This window comes from Halomonas almeriensis, from assembly GCF_030409235.1.
GTDB lineage: Bacteria > Pseudomonadota > Gammaproteobacteria > Pseudomonadales > Halomonadaceae > Halomonas > Halomonas almeriensis.
The window spans coordinates 50,439-68,364 of record NZ_JAUFPO010000009.1 but is presented as its reverse complement, the minus strand read 5'-3'; the positions used below and the strand labels follow the sequence as shown (position 1 = coordinate 68,364).

Sequence of the window (17,926 nt, the reverse complement as noted above, 5' to 3'; positions counted from 1 at the left end):
TGCATCGACAGGAGCGCCACCATGTCTCGACGTCCCGCACCGCTGACGGGGCCGGTCAGCGACAGCGACCTGCGCCTGCTGCGCATCTATCGCAAGGTGGTGGAGTGCGGCGGTTTCTCCGCGGCCGAAGTGGAGCTGAACATCAGCCGCGCTGCCATCAGCATGGCCATGAACGACCTGGAAACGCGGCTCGGTCTGCGGCTCTGCCAGCGCGGGCGCAGCGGCTTTGCGCTGACCGAAGAGGGCGCCGAGGCCTATGAAGCCACCCTGCAACTGCTCGCCGCGGCGGAAGAGTTTCGTACCCGGATCAATAGCCTGCATGCCCGCCTCAAGGGCGAGCTGAACATAGGCATCACCGACAACCTGGTGACCATGCCTGAGATGCTGATTACCGATGCCCTGAGTGCCCTCAAGGCGCGCGGGCCGGATGTGCACCTGAATATCCGCATGATTCCGCCCAACGACATCGAGCTGGCGGTGCTCGACGGCCGTCTGCACACCGGCGTGATTCCCCGCCTCAAACCCCTGCCCGGACTGCATTACCGCTCGCTCTACGCCGAGCAGTCGCGACTCTACTGCGCGGTCGGGCACCCGCTTTTCCATGCCCGACGGGTGACCGCCGGGCAGCTGGCCGAGCACGACGCTGTGCTGCCCGCTTATGCTCAGACCCCCGAGATCAAGACCATGCATGAGCCCCTGAAGGCCGCTGCTTCGGCCACCGACCGTGAGGGCATCGCTTTTCTCATTCTTTCCGGCCGTTACCTCGGCTATCTACCGACCCACTATGCCGAACGCTGGGTGGGCGAGGGGCGCATGCGGGCCCTGAATCCCCGCCACTGGCAGTACCTGACGCATTACAGCGCCATCACCCGCAAGGGGGCGCCACCCAACCTGGTGCTGGAGAGCTTCCTCGAGGAGCTGGACCGCCTGGTCGATTGAGGCCAGCGTCATGCGTATCACGACCTCTCGACCTGTCTGCCACGAAAGCGCAAAATTGGTGAAAAACAACCGGCCTGTGCGCAGGATCGGACCGATCGCCGGTCCGTCCCGTCACGCCCCTTATAACGCCAGTACAGTCGCTCAGCACGGAGCCAACATGAGCCCAGTTCCCACTATGCCCAACCCCGGCCTAGGCACCTTCCGGCTGGAGGGTGACACCGTGAAACAGATGATTCACACCGCCCTCAAGCTGGGTTATCGCCATATCGATACCGCCCAGTTCTACGGCAACGAAGCCGATATCGGCGCGGCCATTGCCGAAAGTGACGTCCCCCGCGAAGAGATCTTCGTGACCACCAAGGTCTGGCATGACCGGTTGCGTCCGGATGACCTCAAGGCGAGTGTGGAGGAGAGCCTGGCGCGGTTGCGCATGATGCAGGTTGACCTGCTGTTGATTCACTGGCCTTCACCGGACGACGCAGTGCCCATGGAGGATTATCTGCTGGCGCTGAGCGACGTTCAAAAGGACGGCAAGACCCGGCATATCGGCGTTTCGAACTTCACCCGGGCGCAGATCGACCAGGCGCTGGACATCCTGGGCCCGGATACGCTGCTGACCAACCAGATCGAAGTGCATCCCTTTCTGCAGAACCGCAACCTGGTCGCCCACTGCCAGAGCCACGATATCGCCGTTTCGGCGTTCATGCCGCTGGCCGTGGGAAAGGTCATGGAGGACCCCACCCTGCAGGAAATCGCTACCGCGCACGACGCCACCCCGGCACAGATCGCCATTGCCTGGTTGAACCAGCTGGGCATCGTGACCTTCCCGTCATCCACCCGGGAAGCCAACCTCAAGCGCAACATCGAGGCTCTGGATATCACCCTGAGCGACCGGGAGATGGCCGAGATCGCAACCCTGGATCGTGGCGAGCGCATCGCCAACCCGAGCATTGCCCCGGACTGGGATCAGTAAGGGGCGAGACTGACCGTCCTGGCGGCCCGGAGGGCCCGAGCCGCCATGGTCTCAGGCCTGGTCGCGTTGCTTGCGCGCCCGGTTACGGCGATACAGGCGCGCCAGGGCAATGCCCAGAGCCACCACGATCATGGCGGCCAGGGTCCAGCCCTGCCAGGGGCGCGCCGCGTCGTCCATCACGGTTTCCAGGGTGATGATGAGAATGAAACCGATCGCCTGGCTGGCGATGGCCAGGGCGCGAAGGGTGTCGAAGGCATCTTTGGCCATGAAGGCTCCTGCAGGATGACAGAACCGCCCACCGGCAGTAGGCTTGGCGAACGAATGCGCCAAGTGTAACCGGTCAGGCGCACCGCGCCGACCCTTGCCACGGAATCCAAGTCACCCATGGATGCCATTGCCCTGGGGCCCGTACTGGTCCCCTTACCCCGTCTCTACACGCTCGCCGTGACACTGCTGTTGCTCGCGCTCAGCGTCTTTCTGCTGGGCCTGCCCCGCCAGCGCCATGTACGCTGGTTCAATGGCCTGATCATCGTCTGGCTGGTGGCGGCGCACCTGGGCCATGTGGCCCTGAACCTGGAGGCCTATGCCCAGGCGCCCTGGGATATCATCAAGCTCTGGCTTCCCGGCTTTCACGGCGTGATCGGCCTGCTGGCGGGGCTGGCCTGGACCCTGTGGGCGCTGCGCGACCGGCTGGCGGCTCTGCTGGGCGCCAGCGGCCTGATCCTCGGCACCGCCCTGCTTTGGCTGGCGCTGATGGCCTGGGCGCCGCTGGGTGGCGGCTTGGCGCTGCGCCAGCTACCCGCGCTCAGTCTCGAGAACCTGCAGGGCGAGACGGTCGAACTGGCCGCGATACGCAACGAGCATGTGGTGGTCAATCTGTGGGCCACTTGGTGCCCGCCCTGCCGGCGCGAGATGCCGTTGCTGCAGGAGGCCGACCAGCGCGAGGACGTCAGCGTGGTGGTGGTCAATCAGGGCGAGGACCTGATGCCCGTAGTGCGCTACCTGGATGAACAGGGGCTGGCGTTCGAACATGCCCTGCTCGACCCCCGCCAGTCGCTGATGGTGCAGAGCGATGCCCAGGGTCTGCCGATGACCCTGCTGTTCGATGACCAGGGCCGGGCCGTGACCCAGCATGTCGGCGAGCTGACCCCGGCCATCCTCAACCGCTGGCTGGCCGACGACTAGGCCGGCAAAAGGCTTAAGCCGCGCCCCGCTTTGCTGTAAGATACCGCGCCCTGTATCTCGCGGCCCCTGTCCCGGCCGTGACGCAAGGGAAACACTGCTTAAATGCCTGCGCATGCAAATCGCTTCGTTACGCGGCGCTCGAAAGCTCGCCTAACCAATTGTTATGCCTCGCTTTCTGCGCTCCGTGCGCCTCGCGCTTCACTATGCTCGGCGATTTAATCAGCGCTTCCCAAGACACGATCTCTAGCATCCCGAGGCATCATGAGCGACTTCTCTCCCGGCCAACGCTGGATCAGCGACGGCGAGGCCGAACTCGGCCTGGGCACCATCCTCAATTGCGACAACCGTAGCGTGACCGTGCTGTTCGGCGCCAGCCAGGAAACCCGCACCTACAGCAGCCGACAGGCCCCGCTGACCCGGGTGGTATTCGGCAGTGGCGATCGTATCCAGTCCACCGAGGGCTGGCAGATGATCGTCGATGACAGCAAGGAAATCGGGGGACTGATCACCTATATCGGCGAGGATGCCGCGGGGGAACCCTGCGAGCTGCCCGAGGCCAAGCTGGCCGACAGCATGAAGTTCGACCAGGCCCGCGATCGCCTGATGACCGGTCAGGTGGACCGCAATGACTGGTTCGACCTGCGCTACCGCACTCTGCACCATTATCATCGCATCGAGCAGAACCCGGCGCTGGGTCTGGCCGGTCCGCGCATCGACCTGGTGCCTCATCAGCTCTACATCGCCGACGAGGTCGCTCGCCGCAGCTCGCCGCGGGTCCTGCTGGCCGATGAGGTCGGCCTGGGCAAGACCATCGAAGCGGGCCTGATCCTGCATCGCCTGCTGCTCACCGGGCGGGCCGAGCGCGCCCTCATCCTGGTCCCGGACAGCCTGACCCACCAATGGCTGGTCGAGCTGCTGAGGCGCTTCTCGCTGGAGGTGACCCTGCTCGATGAACAGCAGTGCGAGGCCCACGGCAATGCCAATCCCTTCGAAGCCGGCCAGTTGATCCTGGCCAGCCAGGACTGGCTGTTTGCCGACCCTCACCGTCAGGGGCAGGCCGAGGCCTGCGACTGGGACATGCTGATCGTCGATGAGGCCCACCACCTGGAGTGGTCAGACGAGCGCGTGGGGCCCGGCTATGCCTGTGTCGAGCGCCTCGCCGCCCATGTGCCCGGCATGCTGCTGCTCACCGCCACGCCCGAACAGATGGGCCAGCAGAGCCACTTCTCTCGACTGCGCCTGCTCGACCCGGACCGCTATCACAGCCTGGCCGACTTTCAGGAAGAAGAGCTTCACTACGTGGAGGTCGCCGAGGCCATCGACGCCCTGGAGCGCCTGCCCGACCACCCCGAAGACAAGCCTCGCGTGGCGGCCGTGATCGACGAGGATGACAGCCAGGCCCTGCTCGACACCCTGGCCGACGCACAGCAGGGCAGCGCCGAGCGCGATGCCGCCCGCGATCAGCTGCGCGACCAGTTGCTCGACCGTCACGGCACAGGGCGCGTCATGTTCCGCAACAGCCGGCGCCATGTCGGCGGCTTCCCCGAACGGCGCCTGCATGTCGAGCGCCTCGAGCCTCCCGCCGCCTATCGCCGCGTGCTGCGTCGACTGGAGCGTGACGAGGACTACCTGGACGAGCTGCTCATCGAGAGCGGGCTGGACCACCCCGAGGTGCTGATCTATCTCGATCTCATGTACCAGGCCATGGCCGACGACCCGCTGAATGCCGAGCCCTGGTGGCAGATCGACCCACGCGTGACCTGGCTGCTCGAGCGCCTGACCGAGCTGGGCAACGACAAGCTGCTGGTGATCGCCCATGACCGCGACACCGCCGCCGGCCTGTCGGAAGCCCTGCGGGTGCTGGGCGGACTGCATGCGCCGGTCTTTCACGAGGGGCTGACCCTGCTGGAACGCGACCGTGCCGCCGCAGCCTTTGCCGACGAGGAAGACGGCTGTCAGGTACTGGTATGTTCGGAAATCGGCTCGGAGGGTCGCAATTTCCAGTTCTGCCATCATCTGGTGATGTTCGACCTGCCCCTGCACCCTGACCAGCTGGAGCAGCGCATCGGCCGCCTCGACCGTATCGGCCAGCGTCACCCGATCGAGCTGCATGTACCGGTGTTTTCGGACAGCCCGGGCGAGCGCCTGCTGCGCTGGTATCGTGAAGGCATGGATGCCTTCAGCGCCCCGCACGGCCTGGGCAGCGATCTCTACGCCGCCTTCGGCGATGACCTGGCGGACGCTCTGCTGGATGACACCGCACTGGATGAAATCACCGACGAAACGCGTCGCTTCTTCGAGGCGCGCCTGGCCGAGCGCGACGCCGGCCGCAATCGCCTGCTGGAGCTCAACGCCTGCCGCCCCGAACGTGCCGAGGCGGTCGCCGAGGCCATCCACGGACTGGATAACGACCGTGCCCTGCGGCGCTATATCGACCAGGCACTGGACATCTTCGGGGTCGACAGCCAGGACCTGGGCGGCGACCTGCAATTGCTGAGCCCCAGCCCGCACATGCTGGACGGCCTGCCGGGGCTGGTGAAGGGCGAGGAAGGCTTCACGGCCACCTTTTCCCGGGCGCGAGCCCTGGCCAGGGACGACGTTCAGCAGTTGACCTGGGAGCACCCGCTGACCCGCGAGATGATGGCGCGCATTCTCGAGGGGTCGATGGGCAACACGGCCTTGGCGCTGCTCCGGCACCCGTCCATCCCGGCCGGCCGCCTGATGGTCGAGCTGGTCTTTCGCACCCACTGCCCGGCCCCGCGGCGACTGCACCTCAACCGCTTCATGCCGCCCACCGCGGTGCGCGTGCTGCTGGATGAATCCGGCGCCAACCTCACCGACAGGATTTCCTTCACCGGGCTCTCGAAGAACCTGCAGAAGGTCAAGAAGGCGGCCGCACGCGACCTGATCAAGAGCCGCCATGGTCAGCTGCGGGAGCTGCTCGACAGCGCCGAGCAGGAAGCCGAGCGCGAACTGCCGGGCATCGTCGAGGCCGCCCGGCAGCGCATGGGCAACACGCTCGACGCCGAGCTGGCGCGCCTGGAAGCCCTGGCACGGCGCAACCCTTCGGTGCGCGAGGATGAGCTGAGCTCACTGCGCCACGAACGCGAGACCCTGGAAGCGGCCATCGAGGGCACACGGCTACGCCTCGACGCCGTGCGGGTGATTGTCACCGTGGATCAGAACGCCCGCTAGCCCGACCGCCCGGGGCGCTCGCGCTGGCCCGGCTGAGCGCGGGCGCCCTCTCAGGAACTGCCGAGGATATCGTCCAGCGCCTTGTCGAGGGTCGGGTAGGTGAACTCGAAGCCTGCCTGCTCGAGGCGACGCGGTAGCATGTCGGCGCCGGTCAGCAGCAGGCGCGACATCTCGCCGAGCATCACCTCCAGCACTCTGGAGGGCACCGGCATCAGGGCGGGGCGCTTGAGGTGCTGTGCCAGCTGGTGAGTGAACTCGGCATTGGTCACCGGATGCGGCGCACTGCCGTTGAAGGCACCCGTATGTTGGTCGCCGTCGAGCAGGAAGACGATCATGCGCACCAGGTCGTGGCGGTGTACCCAGGGCATGAACTGCTCGCCGTGCCCCAGTCGTCCGCCCAGCCCCAAACGGAAGGCCGGCAGCATTTTCTTCAGGGTGCCTCCGTCCTTGTCGAGCACCAGCCCGATGCGCAGAATCGCCAGCCGGGCGCCGAACTCGGTAACCCCCTGGGCAGCCTCTTCCCAGCGCTGACACAGGCGGTGGGCAAACTCGTCATGCGGTGTCGTATCCTCGTCGACCTCCTGGTCCCCCTGATCCCCGTAATACCCCATGGCCGAGGCGGATACCATCACGTCGGGGGCATGGCCGGTGTGCGAGAGCTGCTCGCAGAGTCTGACCAGTTCATGGGTCGTCTCGACCCGCGAGTTCACCAGGCGTTCCTTCTGGGCCTCGCTCCAGCGCTTGCCGGCGATCGACTCGCCGGCCAGGTTGACGATGGCATCCGGCGGGGTATCGACGAAATCCAGCGCCGAGCGCCGAATGTCCGTGCCACTGGGCAGCACGGCCCGTGCGGGCTCGGGGGAGCGCGACACCACCATCGGGCGATGCCCCTGCTCCTTGAGTAGCGGACACAGGGCCTGGCCCACGAACCCGCTTCCGCCGGTGATCAATACACGCATGAAGTTCTCCTTGATGGAGCTGTGTTATACAACGGTTATACACCTTTGCTAGTCTGCATGGCAAAAGCTTGATCGCACCCTGAATGTATTCCGGCCACACTACTCTCTGGAGACCGCATGATGAAGAAGGCGCTGATATTGATGGCTCACGGATCGAGCGACCCGCGCTGGCGCGAGCCCTTCGAGCGCATCCACCAGGCCTCGGCCGAACGCCTGGGCCAGCCTCTACACCTGGCCTACATGGAGCTCTGCGATCCCTCGCTGGAAGACACGGTGGCCCAGCTCGCCGCGGAAGGCTTCGAGCATGTCGAGATCCTGCCCTTATTCTTTGCCGCCGGCCGCCATCTACGCAAGGACGTGCCCGCCAAGGTGGAGGCCATGAGCGCCCAGCATCCCGATGTCAAGCTTGACCTGCTGGACCCGGTGGGCGAGCACCCGGCCTTCATCGAGGCGCTGGCGGGGGTGATCGCCGAGCATGATGCCCGCTGAGTGCAGCGTTGAGACACGAGTTGTACAATGCCTCAGCGCTGTACAACAATTGGCCTGAAGCGCTCGCCCCTCCAGCCCCCCATCATGAGGCCATCATGAGTCAAAAGGCGAATCTCCCCGGTGATACGCCACGCTACCCGATTCGCGAGGTATCGCGACTCACCGGCGTCAACTCCGTCACCCTGCGCGCCTGGGAGCGTCGCTATGGCCTGCTGCGGCCGCACCGAACCCCCAAGGGACACCGCCTGTATGCCCGCGAGGATATCGAACGCGTAGAGGCCATCCTGCAGTGGCTGAATCGTGGGGTCCCCGTCAGCCAGGTGCGCGAGCTGCTCGACAAGCCAGAGCTCACGGCGCGTCCTGGCCCCGAGACGGATGACTGGGCCCATCAGCGTGAGCAATTGATGGCGGCCATCGAGGCGCTGGACAGCCCGCGCCTGGATGCATTGTTCAACCAGGTGCTGGCCTTGTACCCCGCTCGGGTGTGCATTGAACGGCTCTGGCAGCCGGTCGTCGAGGCGCTGGAGGAAAGCGCCGACGAGCACCAGGGCATGGCGCTGCAGCGCCGGGTACTGGAGGCCTTCCTGCGGACCCGGATCGGCACACGGCTGTACCACGCCAATCCCCAGGCGGGGCCGCGCCAGGTGCTTGTGACCTCTCTGCCGGACGCCGACAGCCCGCTCTGGGGGCTGCTCATCGCTCTGCTGGCCAGCGAGCAGGGCCACCGCGTGCATTTGCTGGATGCGCCGCTGCCGCCCCGGGGTATGAACCTGGCCGCCGAGCGACTGGGCATCGACCTGATCGTGATGACCAGCGGCAAGGCCGAAAAGTCCGATTTGATCAAGCACCAGCTGCCCCGCCTGGCCGAGCAGCTGGATGCACCGCTGGCCCTGTGCGGCCCGGTGGCCCGCATCCGTGCTAACGACATCGACAACCGGCACGTCATCTCGCTGGGTGACCAGCTGGCCGAGGCCATCGGCCGGCTGGAAGCGCTGTTGGTCGACAGGCCACCCACGGCGGATGCCCCGCGCTGATGCTCCCTTCACTCGACAACCGACTCCCGGAGCCCGCATGACACCAAGCCTGATCTGGTTTCGCAGCGACCTGCGCGTACACGACAACACGGCCCTGGCACAGGCCGCTCGGGAAGGCCCGGCGGTGGCCGTTTTCCTGCGCACCCCGGGGCAGTGGCGCCAGCATGGCCATGGTGACAACAAGCTGGACTTCTGGCATCGCGGCGTCCTGGCGCTGCGCGAGACGCTTCAGGGGCTGAATATTCCCCTGCTGCACCGCGACCTGGAGGATGACACCGAGGTGCCGCAGACGCTGCTGGACATCGCCCGCGAGGTCGGCGCAAAGCGCCTGCATTTCAACCGCGAGTATCCCTGGAACGAGGCGCGACGCGATGCCCGTGTCACCCGGGCCTTCGACGAAGCCGGCCTGACGGCCATCGGCCATCATGATGCGGTGGCCTACGCGCCCGGTGAACTGCTGACCGGCGGGGGCGACTACTACAAGGTGTTCACGCCCTTCGCCAAGGCCTGGCATCGCCAGCTCAGCGGCGAGCGCCTGACCCTGCGCGACGCCCCGGCTCCGCAACAGGCATTTCCCGTGGCGACGGACCCGCCCCCCGAGGCCCCGGCCTGGCAGGATGCGCCGGCGGCCGCCGAGGAATGGCCAGCCGGTGAAGAGGCGGCGGGCGACCGACTGGAGCGATTCCTGCGCTTCCGCGGGCGTCACTATGTCGAGCAGCGCGATTTTCCCGCCGTGAAGGGGACCAGCACGCTGTCGCCTTACCTGGCGCTGGGCATGATCTCCTATCGGCAGTGCATGCAGGCGGTGCTCGCCGAGAATGACGGGCGGCTGGCCGAGGGCGATGCCGGTCTGGTGGCCTGGGTCAACGAACTGATATGGCGCGAGTTCTATCAGCATGTGGCCGTCGGCTTTCCCGAGGTATGCCGGCATCATGCCTTTCAGCCACATACCGAAGCCCTGCCCTGGCGGTCGGACGACGAGAGCCTTAAGGCCTGGCAGGAAGGCCGCACCGGCTACCCCCTGGTGGATGCCGCCATGCGTCAACTGCGTCACACCGGCTGGATGCACAACCGCTTGCGCATGGTCACGGCCATGTTTCTTGCCAAGCACCTGCTGATCGACTGGCGCCGAGGCGAGGCCTTCTTCATGCAGCACCTGGTGGACGGCGAATTCGCGGCCAACAATGGGGGCTGGCAGTGGGCGGCCTCGACGGGTACCGATGCGGTGCCCTACTTTCGCATCTTCAACCCGACGACCCAGTCCCGGCGCTTCGACCCGGACGGACGCTTCATTGCCCACTGGGTGCCGGAGCTGGCTGCTCTACCGGCCCAGGCGCGCCATGAACCCTCGGCCCAGCAGCGTAAGGCCGCAGGCTATCCCGCTCAGCTAGTCGAGCATCGTGCGGCTCGGGCTCGGGCACTCGACGCCTTCAAGAACCTGAGTGCCTGAACGCTCGCGGGCAACAAGGGAGGTATTCCATGCTGCAGGACATGTCACTTCGCCGCTTCTGTGATGTCTACCATGAACTGGACAAGGCGAGCACCGACAGGCTGGGCGAGATCTACACCGACGACGTGTGCTTTCGCGACCCCCTGCATCAGGTCACTGGCCTCGACTCGCTGCAGGCGTATTTCGATGCGCTGTACGCCAACGTCAGCCAGTGCCACTTCACCTTTCACCAGGGGCTGCGTCAGCAGGAGCAGGCGTTCGTGGTGTGGACCATGTCGGTGGCGCATCCACGGCTGGCCGGGGGCAAATCCTACAGGGTGGAGGGCTGTTCACGACTGACTTTCGCCGCGGATGGATCCGACAAGGTCTGTGACCACCGGGATTATTTCGATGCCGGTGAGCTACTTTATGAGCAGTTACCGATTCTGGGGCGGGTCATCCGCCGCCTGAAGCAGCGTGCCGCGGCATGAAACCCAGGGCGCGGCCGGGACGTAACTGCAGAATTGCCAATAAATTCCGCCTCGGGAGACTACTATGGGGTCACTGCCACAGACACAACGCATCTGGTTGACCGGCGCCACCTCCGGGATCGGCCTCAGCCTGGCCCGGCGGCTGCTCGACCAGGGGCATCGTGTCGCCCTGAGCGCCCGCCGCCAGGAGGATCTGGCGGAGCTGGCCGAGGGGCGCGACAATGCGCTGATCCTGCCGGTCGACATCACCGACCGGGCCGCCCTGCTGGAGGCCGCCGAGCAGATCCGCGCCCACTTCGGCGGCCTCGACATGGCGCTGTTCAATGCCGGTACCTGCGAGTACCTGGAGGCTCGGGACTTCGACACGGCCCTGATCGAGCGCGTCTTCACCACCAACTTCACCGGCACCCTCTACGGTATCGAGGCCGCGCTGCCCCTGCTGCGACAGGCCCGAGCCGAGGGCGGCCAGCCCCTGCTGGCGGCCACCTCGAGTGCCGCTGCCTACCTGCCGCTGCCGCGCGCCGAGGCCTACGGGGCGTCCAAGGCGGCCCTGAGCCATTTCCTCGAGTCGCTGCGACTCGATCTGGACCAGGAGGGTATCGGCGTCAGCATCATTCACCCCGGCTTCGTGAAGACACCGCTGACCGATCGCAACGACTTTGCCATGCCCATGCGCATCGATACCGAGACCGCGGCCGACGCCATCCTGCGCGGCCTGGCGGCACGCCGACTGGACATTCACTTCCCGCGCCGTTTCACCCTGATGCTGAAACTCCTGGGCATCCTGCCCCCCGGGCTGCGCTTTCGGCTGGGACGCCGCATGAGCCGGCAGAACACCACAGGAGAGACCACGTCATGACGTCCGCCGACGCCACGCGACCCGGTCAGCGTATCGCGGTCATCGGCAGCGGCATCGCCGGCATGGCGGCCGCCTGGTATCTGTCACAGCGCCACCGGGTCACGCTGTTCGAGGCCGGCCCGCGGCTGGGCGGCCACACCGCGACCGTCGATGTGACCCTCGAGGGCCAGCCGTATGCGGTCGACACCGGCTTCATCGTCTTCAATGATCGCACCTACCCTCACTTCCAGCGGCTGCTCGCGGCCCTGGGGGTCGAGTCCCAGCCCACCGAGATGAGCTTCTCGGTACACGAGACCCGGCGCGACTTCGAGTACAACGGCCATACCCTGACGTCACTCTTCGCCCAGCGCCGCAACCTGTTCAAGCCGTCCTTCCTGGGGCTGCTGCGCGACATCCTGCGCTTCAACCGCGAAGCCACCCGCGAGCTGAGCGAGCAGCGCCTGGCCGAGAACCTAACCCTCGGCGAGTACCTCGATGCGCGTGGCTATGGGCAGGCCTTTCAGGACCGCTACTTGCTGCCCATGGGGGCAGCGATCTGGTCGGCCAGCATCGAGGACCTGCGCCAGTTTCCGCTGCGCTTCTTCGTGCGCTTCTTTCATCACCATGGCCTGCTGTCGGTCACCCAGCGCCCTCAGTGGTACACCATCGTCGGTGGCTCACGCGCCTACATCCCGGCCCTGACCGCGCCCTATGCCGAGCGCATCCATCTCGACACACCGGTGCTGGGAGTCAGGCGCCATGCCGAGCAGGCCGAGGTGCGCACGGCCGCGGGTCGCCAGCACTTCGACCAGGTGGTGCTGGCCTGCCATGCCGACCAGGCGCTGGCCGTGCTGGAAGACCCCAGCGACGCCGAACGCGAGATCCTCGGGGCCCTGCCCTATCAGGACAACAGCGTGGTCCTGCATACCGATACGCGCCTGCTGCCGCGTCGGCCGCGCGCCTGGGCGGGCTGGAACTATCGCCTGGATGGCCGGGGTCGTGAGGCGCGTGCCTCGGTCACCTACAACATGAATATCCTCCAGCGTCTTCAGGCCCCAAAGACACTGTGCGTGACGCTCAACGATGATGACGCCATGGTCCCCGAGACCATCCTGGGGCAGTATCGCTACGCGCACCCGCGCTTCACGCTGGCCGGTCAGGCCGCCCAGCAACGTCATGCGGAGATTTCCGGCCCCCGGGGCCTGACCCATTACTGTGGTGCCTACTGGCGCAACGGCTTCCATGAGGATGGCGTCTGGAGCGCCCTGCGCGTGGCCAGGGCGCTGGGCGCCGAGGAACCCGCCGCGGAGACCTCGCCATGCTGACCCGGCCGCGCTCGTGCCTCTACCGTGGCTGGCTGCAGCACCGGCGCTTCACGCCCCGCTATCACGCCTTTCGCTATCGGCTGTGGATGGCCTGGCTGGACCTGGACGAGCTGCCCGAGCTCTTCGATGGCGTGCCCGGCTTCAGCGCCCGCCGGCCGGCGCTGGTGCGCTTCCGTCGCGCAGACTACCTGTCGCCGGAGACCCCCTGCCTGAAGGAGGCCGTGCGCGCCGAGCTGCAGCGCCAGCTCGGCGAGGCACCCGAGGGACGTATCTGCCTGCTGACGCAACTGCGCACCCTGGGAGTGGGCTTCAACCCGATCTCGCTGTACTACGCCTACGATGCCGAGGACCGGCTATGCGCCGTCCTGGGCGAGGTGACCAACACCCCCTGGGGGGAACGCACGCACTATGCGTGTCGCGTGAACCCGGAGCGTCATGGTCACCGCGCGGCCTTTCTCAAGGCCATGCACGTTTCGCCCTTTCTGCCCATGGAAATGGAGTATCAGTGGCGCTTCAACACGCCCGGCGAGGCACTGGAGCTGCACATGGACATCCTGCAGGACGCCCGGCGACATTTCGACGCGACGCTGTCGCTGAGCGCCATGCCGGCCACCCGCCGGCACCTGCTGGCGACCCTGGCACGGCATCCCGGCATGCCGCTGAAGACTCTGGCCGGCATCCATTTCGAGGCACTGCGTCTATGGCTGAAACGCATCCCCTGGTATTCCCGTCCCACGCATGAGGAGACACCCCCGTGAATTCGCCCCGTACCCTTGAGACTCCCCGACTTTCGGGCAAGGAAGACCGGCTTTCACGCTGGTGCCGAGCACGCCTGATCCCGCAGCTGGCCAGCCTGAAAGGCGGGCGCTTGACCCTCGTCGAGCAAGCACAGCAACAGCAGCTTGGCCAGGGTGACGAACGCTGTGTCACCCTGCACATCCACCGCCCCCGGGCCTGGCGGCGTTTCGCCCTGGGCGGCACGGTGGGGGCGGCAGAAGCCTACATGGATGGTGACTGGGACACCGACGACCTGGTGTCGCTGGTACGCCTGCTGGCCGCCAATCTGGAGAGGGTCAATCGGGACATAGAAGGCGGCATGGCCTCCTTGGCGCGCTGGTTGCTGAGCCTGGCCAATGGCCTGCGGCGCAACACTCTGGGCGGCTCACGACGGCATATCGCGGCCCATTACGATATCGGCAACGACCTCTTTGCCACCTTCCTGGATCAGCACCACTGGATGTATTCCAGTGCGGTCTTCCCGCATCCGGCGGCCAGCCTCGAGGAGGCCTCGACGCACAAGCTCGACCTGCTGCTCGACAAGCTGGACGTCCAGCCGCATCACCATCTGCTGGAGATCGGTACCGGCTGGGGTGGCCTGGCAATCCATGCCGCGCGGACCCGTGGGTGCCGGGTCACCACGACCACCATTTCCGAGGAACAGTATGCGCACACCGCGCAACGCCTGGCGCAAGAGGGCCTGGCCGAGCAGGTCACCCTGCTCAAGCAGGACTATCGGGAGCTGAGCGGACGCTATGACCGCCTGGTCTCGGTGGAAATGATCGAGGCGGTCGGCCACCAGTATCTGGATACCTACCTGGTCACCCTGGATCGTCTGCTGACCGACGATGGGCTGGCCATGCTGCAGGCCATCACCATCCGCGACCAGCGTTTCAAGGCCGCCAGCCGGGAGATGGACTTCATCAAACGCTACATCTTCCCCGGGGGCTTCCTGCCGTCTCACCATGCCATTCTGGATGGCCTGACGCGGCGCACCACACTGAACTTGGTCGCCCTGGACGAGATCGGCCTGCATTATGCCCGTACGCTGCGCGAGTGGCGCCAGCGCTTCGACGACAACCTGGAGACGGTACGCCGCCTGGGCTACGACGAGCGATTCATCCGTATGTGGCGCTATTACCTGGGCTATTGCGAGGGGGGATTTCTCGAGCGCACCATCGGCACCTGCCACCTGCTGATGGCCAAGCCGGGGGCCCGCCCCGCGCCGTTGACGGGGGCGCCATGAAGGGCCGGCTGATCGCCAATCTGGCGGGCTTTCAGCTCGGCTGGCTGGCCTGCGTACTGGGGGGCAGCCTGATCGGACTGGTCACGGTGGCCATCCTGCTGGCCCTGCACCTGCGCTTCATGGCGTATCCGGGCGAGTGGCGCTGGCTGGCCGGTTTTGCCCTGCTGGGACTGGGGGTCGATGGCGGCCTCGCCCTGGCCGGCGGCTTTCAGTTCCCCGATGACGCCTGGCGACTGGGGCCCCTGCCTGTCTGGCTGTGGCTACTCTGGCCGCTGTTTGCCAGCACGCTGCACCATGGCCTGGCTTGGCTGTGGCCCCACCCGCGGCTGGCCATGCTGGGGGGTGCGCTCAGCGCGCCGATGTCCTATTTCGGTGGGGCCCGCCTGGCCGAGGTGGACCTGGCGCCCTGGTTGCTGCCGGCCGAGGCGCTGGTCTGGCTGCTCCTCTGCCTGGGGGTCTCGCGGCAGCTTGGGCAGCCCCGCCCACCATCCCCGGCGCGGCCCCGAGGCTAGATCTCCGATGCCATGCGCGGTGGCGAGTACCAGTACCCCTGGGCCTCGCCGCAACCGGCGGCACGCAGAAAGTCGCGCTGGGCCAGCGTTTCCACGCCTTCGGCTACCACTTTCAAGGACAGGCCCTCGGCCATGGCTAGAACAGCATTGACGATGGCGATATTGGAGCGATCTTCCGGCAGGGACTCGACAAAGGTTCGGTCGAGCTTGAGCTTGTCCAGCGGCAGGCGTGTCAGGTAGCCGAGCGACGAGTAGCCGGTGCCGAAGTCATCCAGGGCGGTGGGGTGGCCTCGTTCGCGCAGGGCCTCGAGCCGGGGGACGACATCACCGGCCCGTTCATCGAGCAGGGTCGACTCGGTAAGCTCCAGCCCCAGATAGCGGGCCTCCAGACGATGGCGTGCCAGCCCCGCCTGCAGGGCGGCCTCCAGCTTGCCCTGAAAGAGCTGGACCGGCGAGACATTGACCCACACTGGCACCCGGAGCTGACCCCGGTCGCGCCAGCAGGCCATCTGCGCCAGGGTCTGGTCGATCACCCAGTTGCCCATTGATGCCATCAGGCCATGCGTCTCGGCCATGGGGATGAAGTCGGCAGGAAGGATCAGACCTTCATGGGGGTGGCGCCAGCGCAGCAGAACCTCGAGCCCGGTCAGGGCATCATTGGCCAGCCGGTACTGAGGCTGAAAGTGCAGCTCCAGCTGCCCGCCGATCGCCAGCGCACTGCGCAGGTCATTGACCATGCGCATCGACGTGGCCCCATGGAACCCCAGGCCGGGGCTGTAGCGCAGGGCATGATTGCGGCCATTGCGTTTGGCGCTGAACAGCGCCGTCTCGAGGCATTGCCTGAGCGTGCTGACACGCATGCCGTCCGTTGGCGCCTGGCAGCTGCCGATGGTGGCACCGAGCCGCATGGAGCGGCCATCCAGCGCGAAGGGAGTGGCCATCCAGGCCTGCAAGCGCTGGATCCAGTCATCATGATCCTCGCCGCCGCCGGACCTCAGCAGCATGAACTGATTGCCGCCCGAACGGCCGACCACGCCATTCGGCACGAACTCGTTCAGGTGCTGGCCGATCAGCACCAGCAGTCGGTCACTCGTTTCGCTGCCCAGCCCTTCATTGATGGCGCGGAAGCCATCGATATCCACCAGGGCTAGATCCAGGCATTCGCCTTGCGTCAGGCGCGACAATCGCGAGCCCAGCAATTCATGCAAGCGGCGTCGATTGGGCAGGCCGGTCAGGGCGTCCTCGAAGCCGATGCGCCGAAGGTCCCTGGCGCCGGCCGTCTGAGATGAGATGGGCGACAACACACAGACATAGCCCTGAAGCTCGCCACGCGACCCCAGCCGGGGCTGCACCTTGAGCCATGCCGGATAGACGCCTCCCGACTTACGGCGATGCCAGAACTCGCCCTCCCAGCGGCCGACGGACCGTGCGCTCTGCAAGAGGCGCTCGAAGAAGGCAGCATCATGTCGCGGCGCCGAGAGTCGGGTCGCATGCCAGCCGCGGACTTCCTCCAGGGTGTAACCGGAGGCCCGGGTCATCGCGGCATTGACGTCCAGGATGCGGTAATCGGCATCGGTGACCACGACTCCTTCCTCGACCACGGCCAGCGCTTCGCGCTGCACCCGCTCGTGCGCCTGCAGGTCTTGCCAGCGACGCCAGGCCTGCCCGGCAGAGAGCACCAGCAGACAGGCAACAGCGCCCCGCCAGACCGGTGAGGATAGCCAGGGCATTGCCAGCACAGGGCCCAGCATCAGCACAAACGACAGCCGTTCAAGGCGTAACCGGGGCCACATGATCATCGACACTCACGTATAAGATGAAGATCACCGGCGCTCATGCCATCATGGCATGCTGGATCCGGCAACCCGTTAGACACGACTTTACGCCAGGGACGGAAAAAATGCGCTGTTGCGTCTCGACGTGCATTCGACGAACGCGGACAGTAGACTAGGCAGTACCGCCTGGCGGCCGCATGCCGTGACACGGCATACAGTTATCTCGACTCTCGGAACGACTCAGTGACCAAGCAACATTCCTTTGATCGCGAAGCACTGCTGGCATGCAGCCGTGGCGAACTTTTCGGCCCCGGCAACGCCCAACTGCCGGCACCCAACATGCTGATGCTCGATCGCATCACGCACATCCACGAAGAAGGCGGCGAGCACGGCAAGGGCCAGCTGATTGCCGAGCTGGATATCCATCCGGACCTGTGGTTCTTCGGCTGCCATTTCCCCGGCGACCCGGTCATGCCCGGTTGCCTGGGCCTGGATGCCATGTGGCAGCTGGTCGGCTTCTATCTGGGCTGGATGGGCTATCCCGGCCGCGGGCGTGCCCTGGGGTGTGGCGAGGTCAAGTTCACCGGCCAGATCCTCCCCGAGGCCAGCAAGGTCACCTACCATATCAATATCAAGCGCATCATCACCCGGCGCCTGATTCTTGGCATGGCCGACGGCACCGTCTCCGTGGATGGCCGCGACATCTATCAGGCCAATGACCTTCGTGTCGGCCTTTTCACCTCCACTGCGAATTTCTGA

Annotated in this window: 17 protein-coding genes; 14 read left to right on the top strand and 3 right to left on the bottom strand. The window is 66.1% G+C overall.

The genetic code is table 11. The annotated features are described in order from the left end of the window. The first annotated feature begins 21 nt into the window (after positions 1–21). Entirely contained in the window at positions 22–939 is a 918-nt protein-coding gene (locus QWY74_RS07170) for a LysR family transcriptional regulator (protein ID WP_264824323.1), read from the top strand. Between the two features lie 157 nt (positions 940–1,096). Further along, positions 1,097–1,912, top strand: coding sequence for a 2,5-didehydrogluconate reductase DkgB (dkgB, locus tag QWY74_RS07165; RefSeq protein WP_264824324.1), 816 nt, complete (start codon positions 1,097–1,099; stop codon positions 1,910–1,912). 51 nt (positions 1,913–1,963) lie between these two features. On the opposite strand, the gene QWY74_RS07160 is transcribed toward dkgB, so the two are convergent. After that, complete coding sequence (locus QWY74_RS07160; RefSeq protein WP_264824325.1) at positions 1,964–2,179, bottom strand: hypothetical protein; 216 nt, start codon at positions 2,177–2,179, stop codon at positions 1,964–1,966. A gap of 117 nt (positions 2,180–2,296) precedes the next feature. Here QWY74_RS07160 and QWY74_RS07155 point away from each other — a divergent pair, with 117 nt between their 5' ends. Together QWY74_RS07155 and rapA are read left to right on the top strand one after the other, a co-directional pair. After that, entirely contained in the window at positions 2,297–3,097 is an 801-nt protein-coding gene (locus tag QWY74_RS07155; RefSeq protein WP_264824326.1) for a TlpA disulfide reductase family protein, read from the top strand. A gap of 261 nt (positions 3,098–3,358) precedes the next feature. Continuing rightward, positions 3,359–6,292, top strand: a complete 2,934-nt coding sequence (gene rapA, locus QWY74_RS07150) for an RNA polymerase-associated protein RapA (RefSeq protein ID WP_290314048.1) — start codon at positions 3,359–3,361, stop codon at positions 6,290–6,292. A 50-nt stretch (positions 6,293–6,342) separates the two neighbouring features. On the opposite strand, the gene QWY74_RS07145 is transcribed toward rapA, so the two are convergent. Then, positions 6,343–7,251: a TIGR01777 family oxidoreductase gene (locus tag QWY74_RS07145; protein WP_290314047.1), complete on the bottom strand. Its 909-nt coding sequence runs from the start codon at positions 7,249–7,251 to the stop codon at positions 6,343–6,345. Between the two features lie 117 nt (positions 7,252–7,368). Between QWY74_RS07145 and QWY74_RS07140 the strand changes: the two genes are divergently transcribed. From QWY74_RS07140 to QWY74_RS07100, 9 genes are all read left to right on the top strand, one after another. Beyond that, on the top strand, positions 7,369–7,740 hold the full coding sequence (locus tag QWY74_RS07140) for a sirohydrochlorin chelatase (protein WP_320109311.1): 372 nt from the start codon (positions 7,369–7,371) through the stop codon (positions 7,738–7,740). 95 nt (positions 7,741–7,835) lie between these two features. Next, the gene (locus QWY74_RS07135; protein WP_264824329.1) at positions 7,836–8,774 is read left to right on the top strand and encodes a MerR family transcriptional regulator; all 939 of its coding nucleotides are present in this window, start codon (positions 7,836–7,838) and stop codon (positions 8,772–8,774) included. Positions 8,775–8,811: 37 nt separating this feature from the next. Continuing rightward, positions 8,812–10,224 (top strand): deoxyribodipyrimidine photo-lyase, encoded by a 1,413-nt coding sequence (gene phrB, locus QWY74_RS07130; RefSeq protein ID WP_290314046.1) that lies wholly within the window; start codon positions 8,812–8,814, stop codon positions 10,222–10,224. A 29-nt stretch (positions 10,225–10,253) separates the two neighbouring features. Further along, positions 10,254–10,694 (top strand): nuclear transport factor 2 family protein, encoded by a 441-nt coding sequence (locus tag QWY74_RS07125; protein ID WP_290314045.1) that lies wholly within the window; start codon positions 10,254–10,256, stop codon positions 10,692–10,694. A 64-nt stretch (positions 10,695–10,758) separates the two neighbouring features. Then, complete coding sequence (locus tag QWY74_RS07120) at positions 10,759–11,553, top strand: SDR family NAD(P)-dependent oxidoreductase (RefSeq protein WP_264824332.1); 795 nt, start codon at positions 10,759–10,761, stop codon at positions 11,551–11,553. After that, a complete protein-coding gene (locus QWY74_RS07115) occupies positions 11,550–12,857 on the top strand; it encodes an NAD(P)/FAD-dependent oxidoreductase (protein ID WP_290314043.1) in 1,308 nt (435 codons plus the stop codon). The genes QWY74_RS07120 and QWY74_RS07115 overlap by 4 nt, the downstream gene beginning before the upstream one ends. Continuing rightward, positions 12,851–13,615: a DUF1365 domain-containing protein gene (locus tag QWY74_RS07110; protein WP_290314042.1), complete on the top strand. Its 765-nt coding sequence runs from the start codon at positions 12,851–12,853 to the stop codon at positions 13,613–13,615. The genes QWY74_RS07115 and QWY74_RS07110 overlap by 7 nt, the downstream gene beginning before the upstream one ends. Then, a complete protein-coding gene (locus QWY74_RS07105) occupies positions 13,612–14,880 on the top strand; it encodes an SAM-dependent methyltransferase (protein WP_290314041.1) in 1,269 nt (422 codons plus the stop codon). Before QWY74_RS07110 ends, QWY74_RS07105 begins: the two co-directional genes overlap by 4 nt. Next, entirely contained in the window at positions 14,877–15,392 is a 516-nt protein-coding gene (locus tag QWY74_RS07100; RefSeq protein WP_290314040.1) for a DUF2878 domain-containing protein, read from the top strand. The genes QWY74_RS07105 and QWY74_RS07100 overlap by 4 nt, the downstream gene beginning before the upstream one ends. On the opposite strand, the gene QWY74_RS07095 is transcribed toward QWY74_RS07100, so the two are convergent. Next, entirely contained in the window at positions 15,389–17,191 is a 1,803-nt protein-coding gene (locus QWY74_RS07095; RefSeq protein ID WP_290314039.1) for a putative bifunctional diguanylate cyclase/phosphodiesterase, read from the bottom strand. The two genes, QWY74_RS07100 and QWY74_RS07095, sit on opposite strands and share 4 nt — an antisense overlap. A gap of 219 nt (positions 17,192–17,410) precedes the next feature. Between QWY74_RS07095 and fabA the strand changes: the two genes are divergently transcribed. Next, complete coding sequence (fabA, locus tag QWY74_RS07090) at positions 17,411–17,926, top strand: 3-hydroxyacyl-[acyl-carrier-protein] dehydratase FabA (RefSeq protein WP_264824338.1); 516 nt, start codon at positions 17,411–17,413, stop codon at positions 17,924–17,926.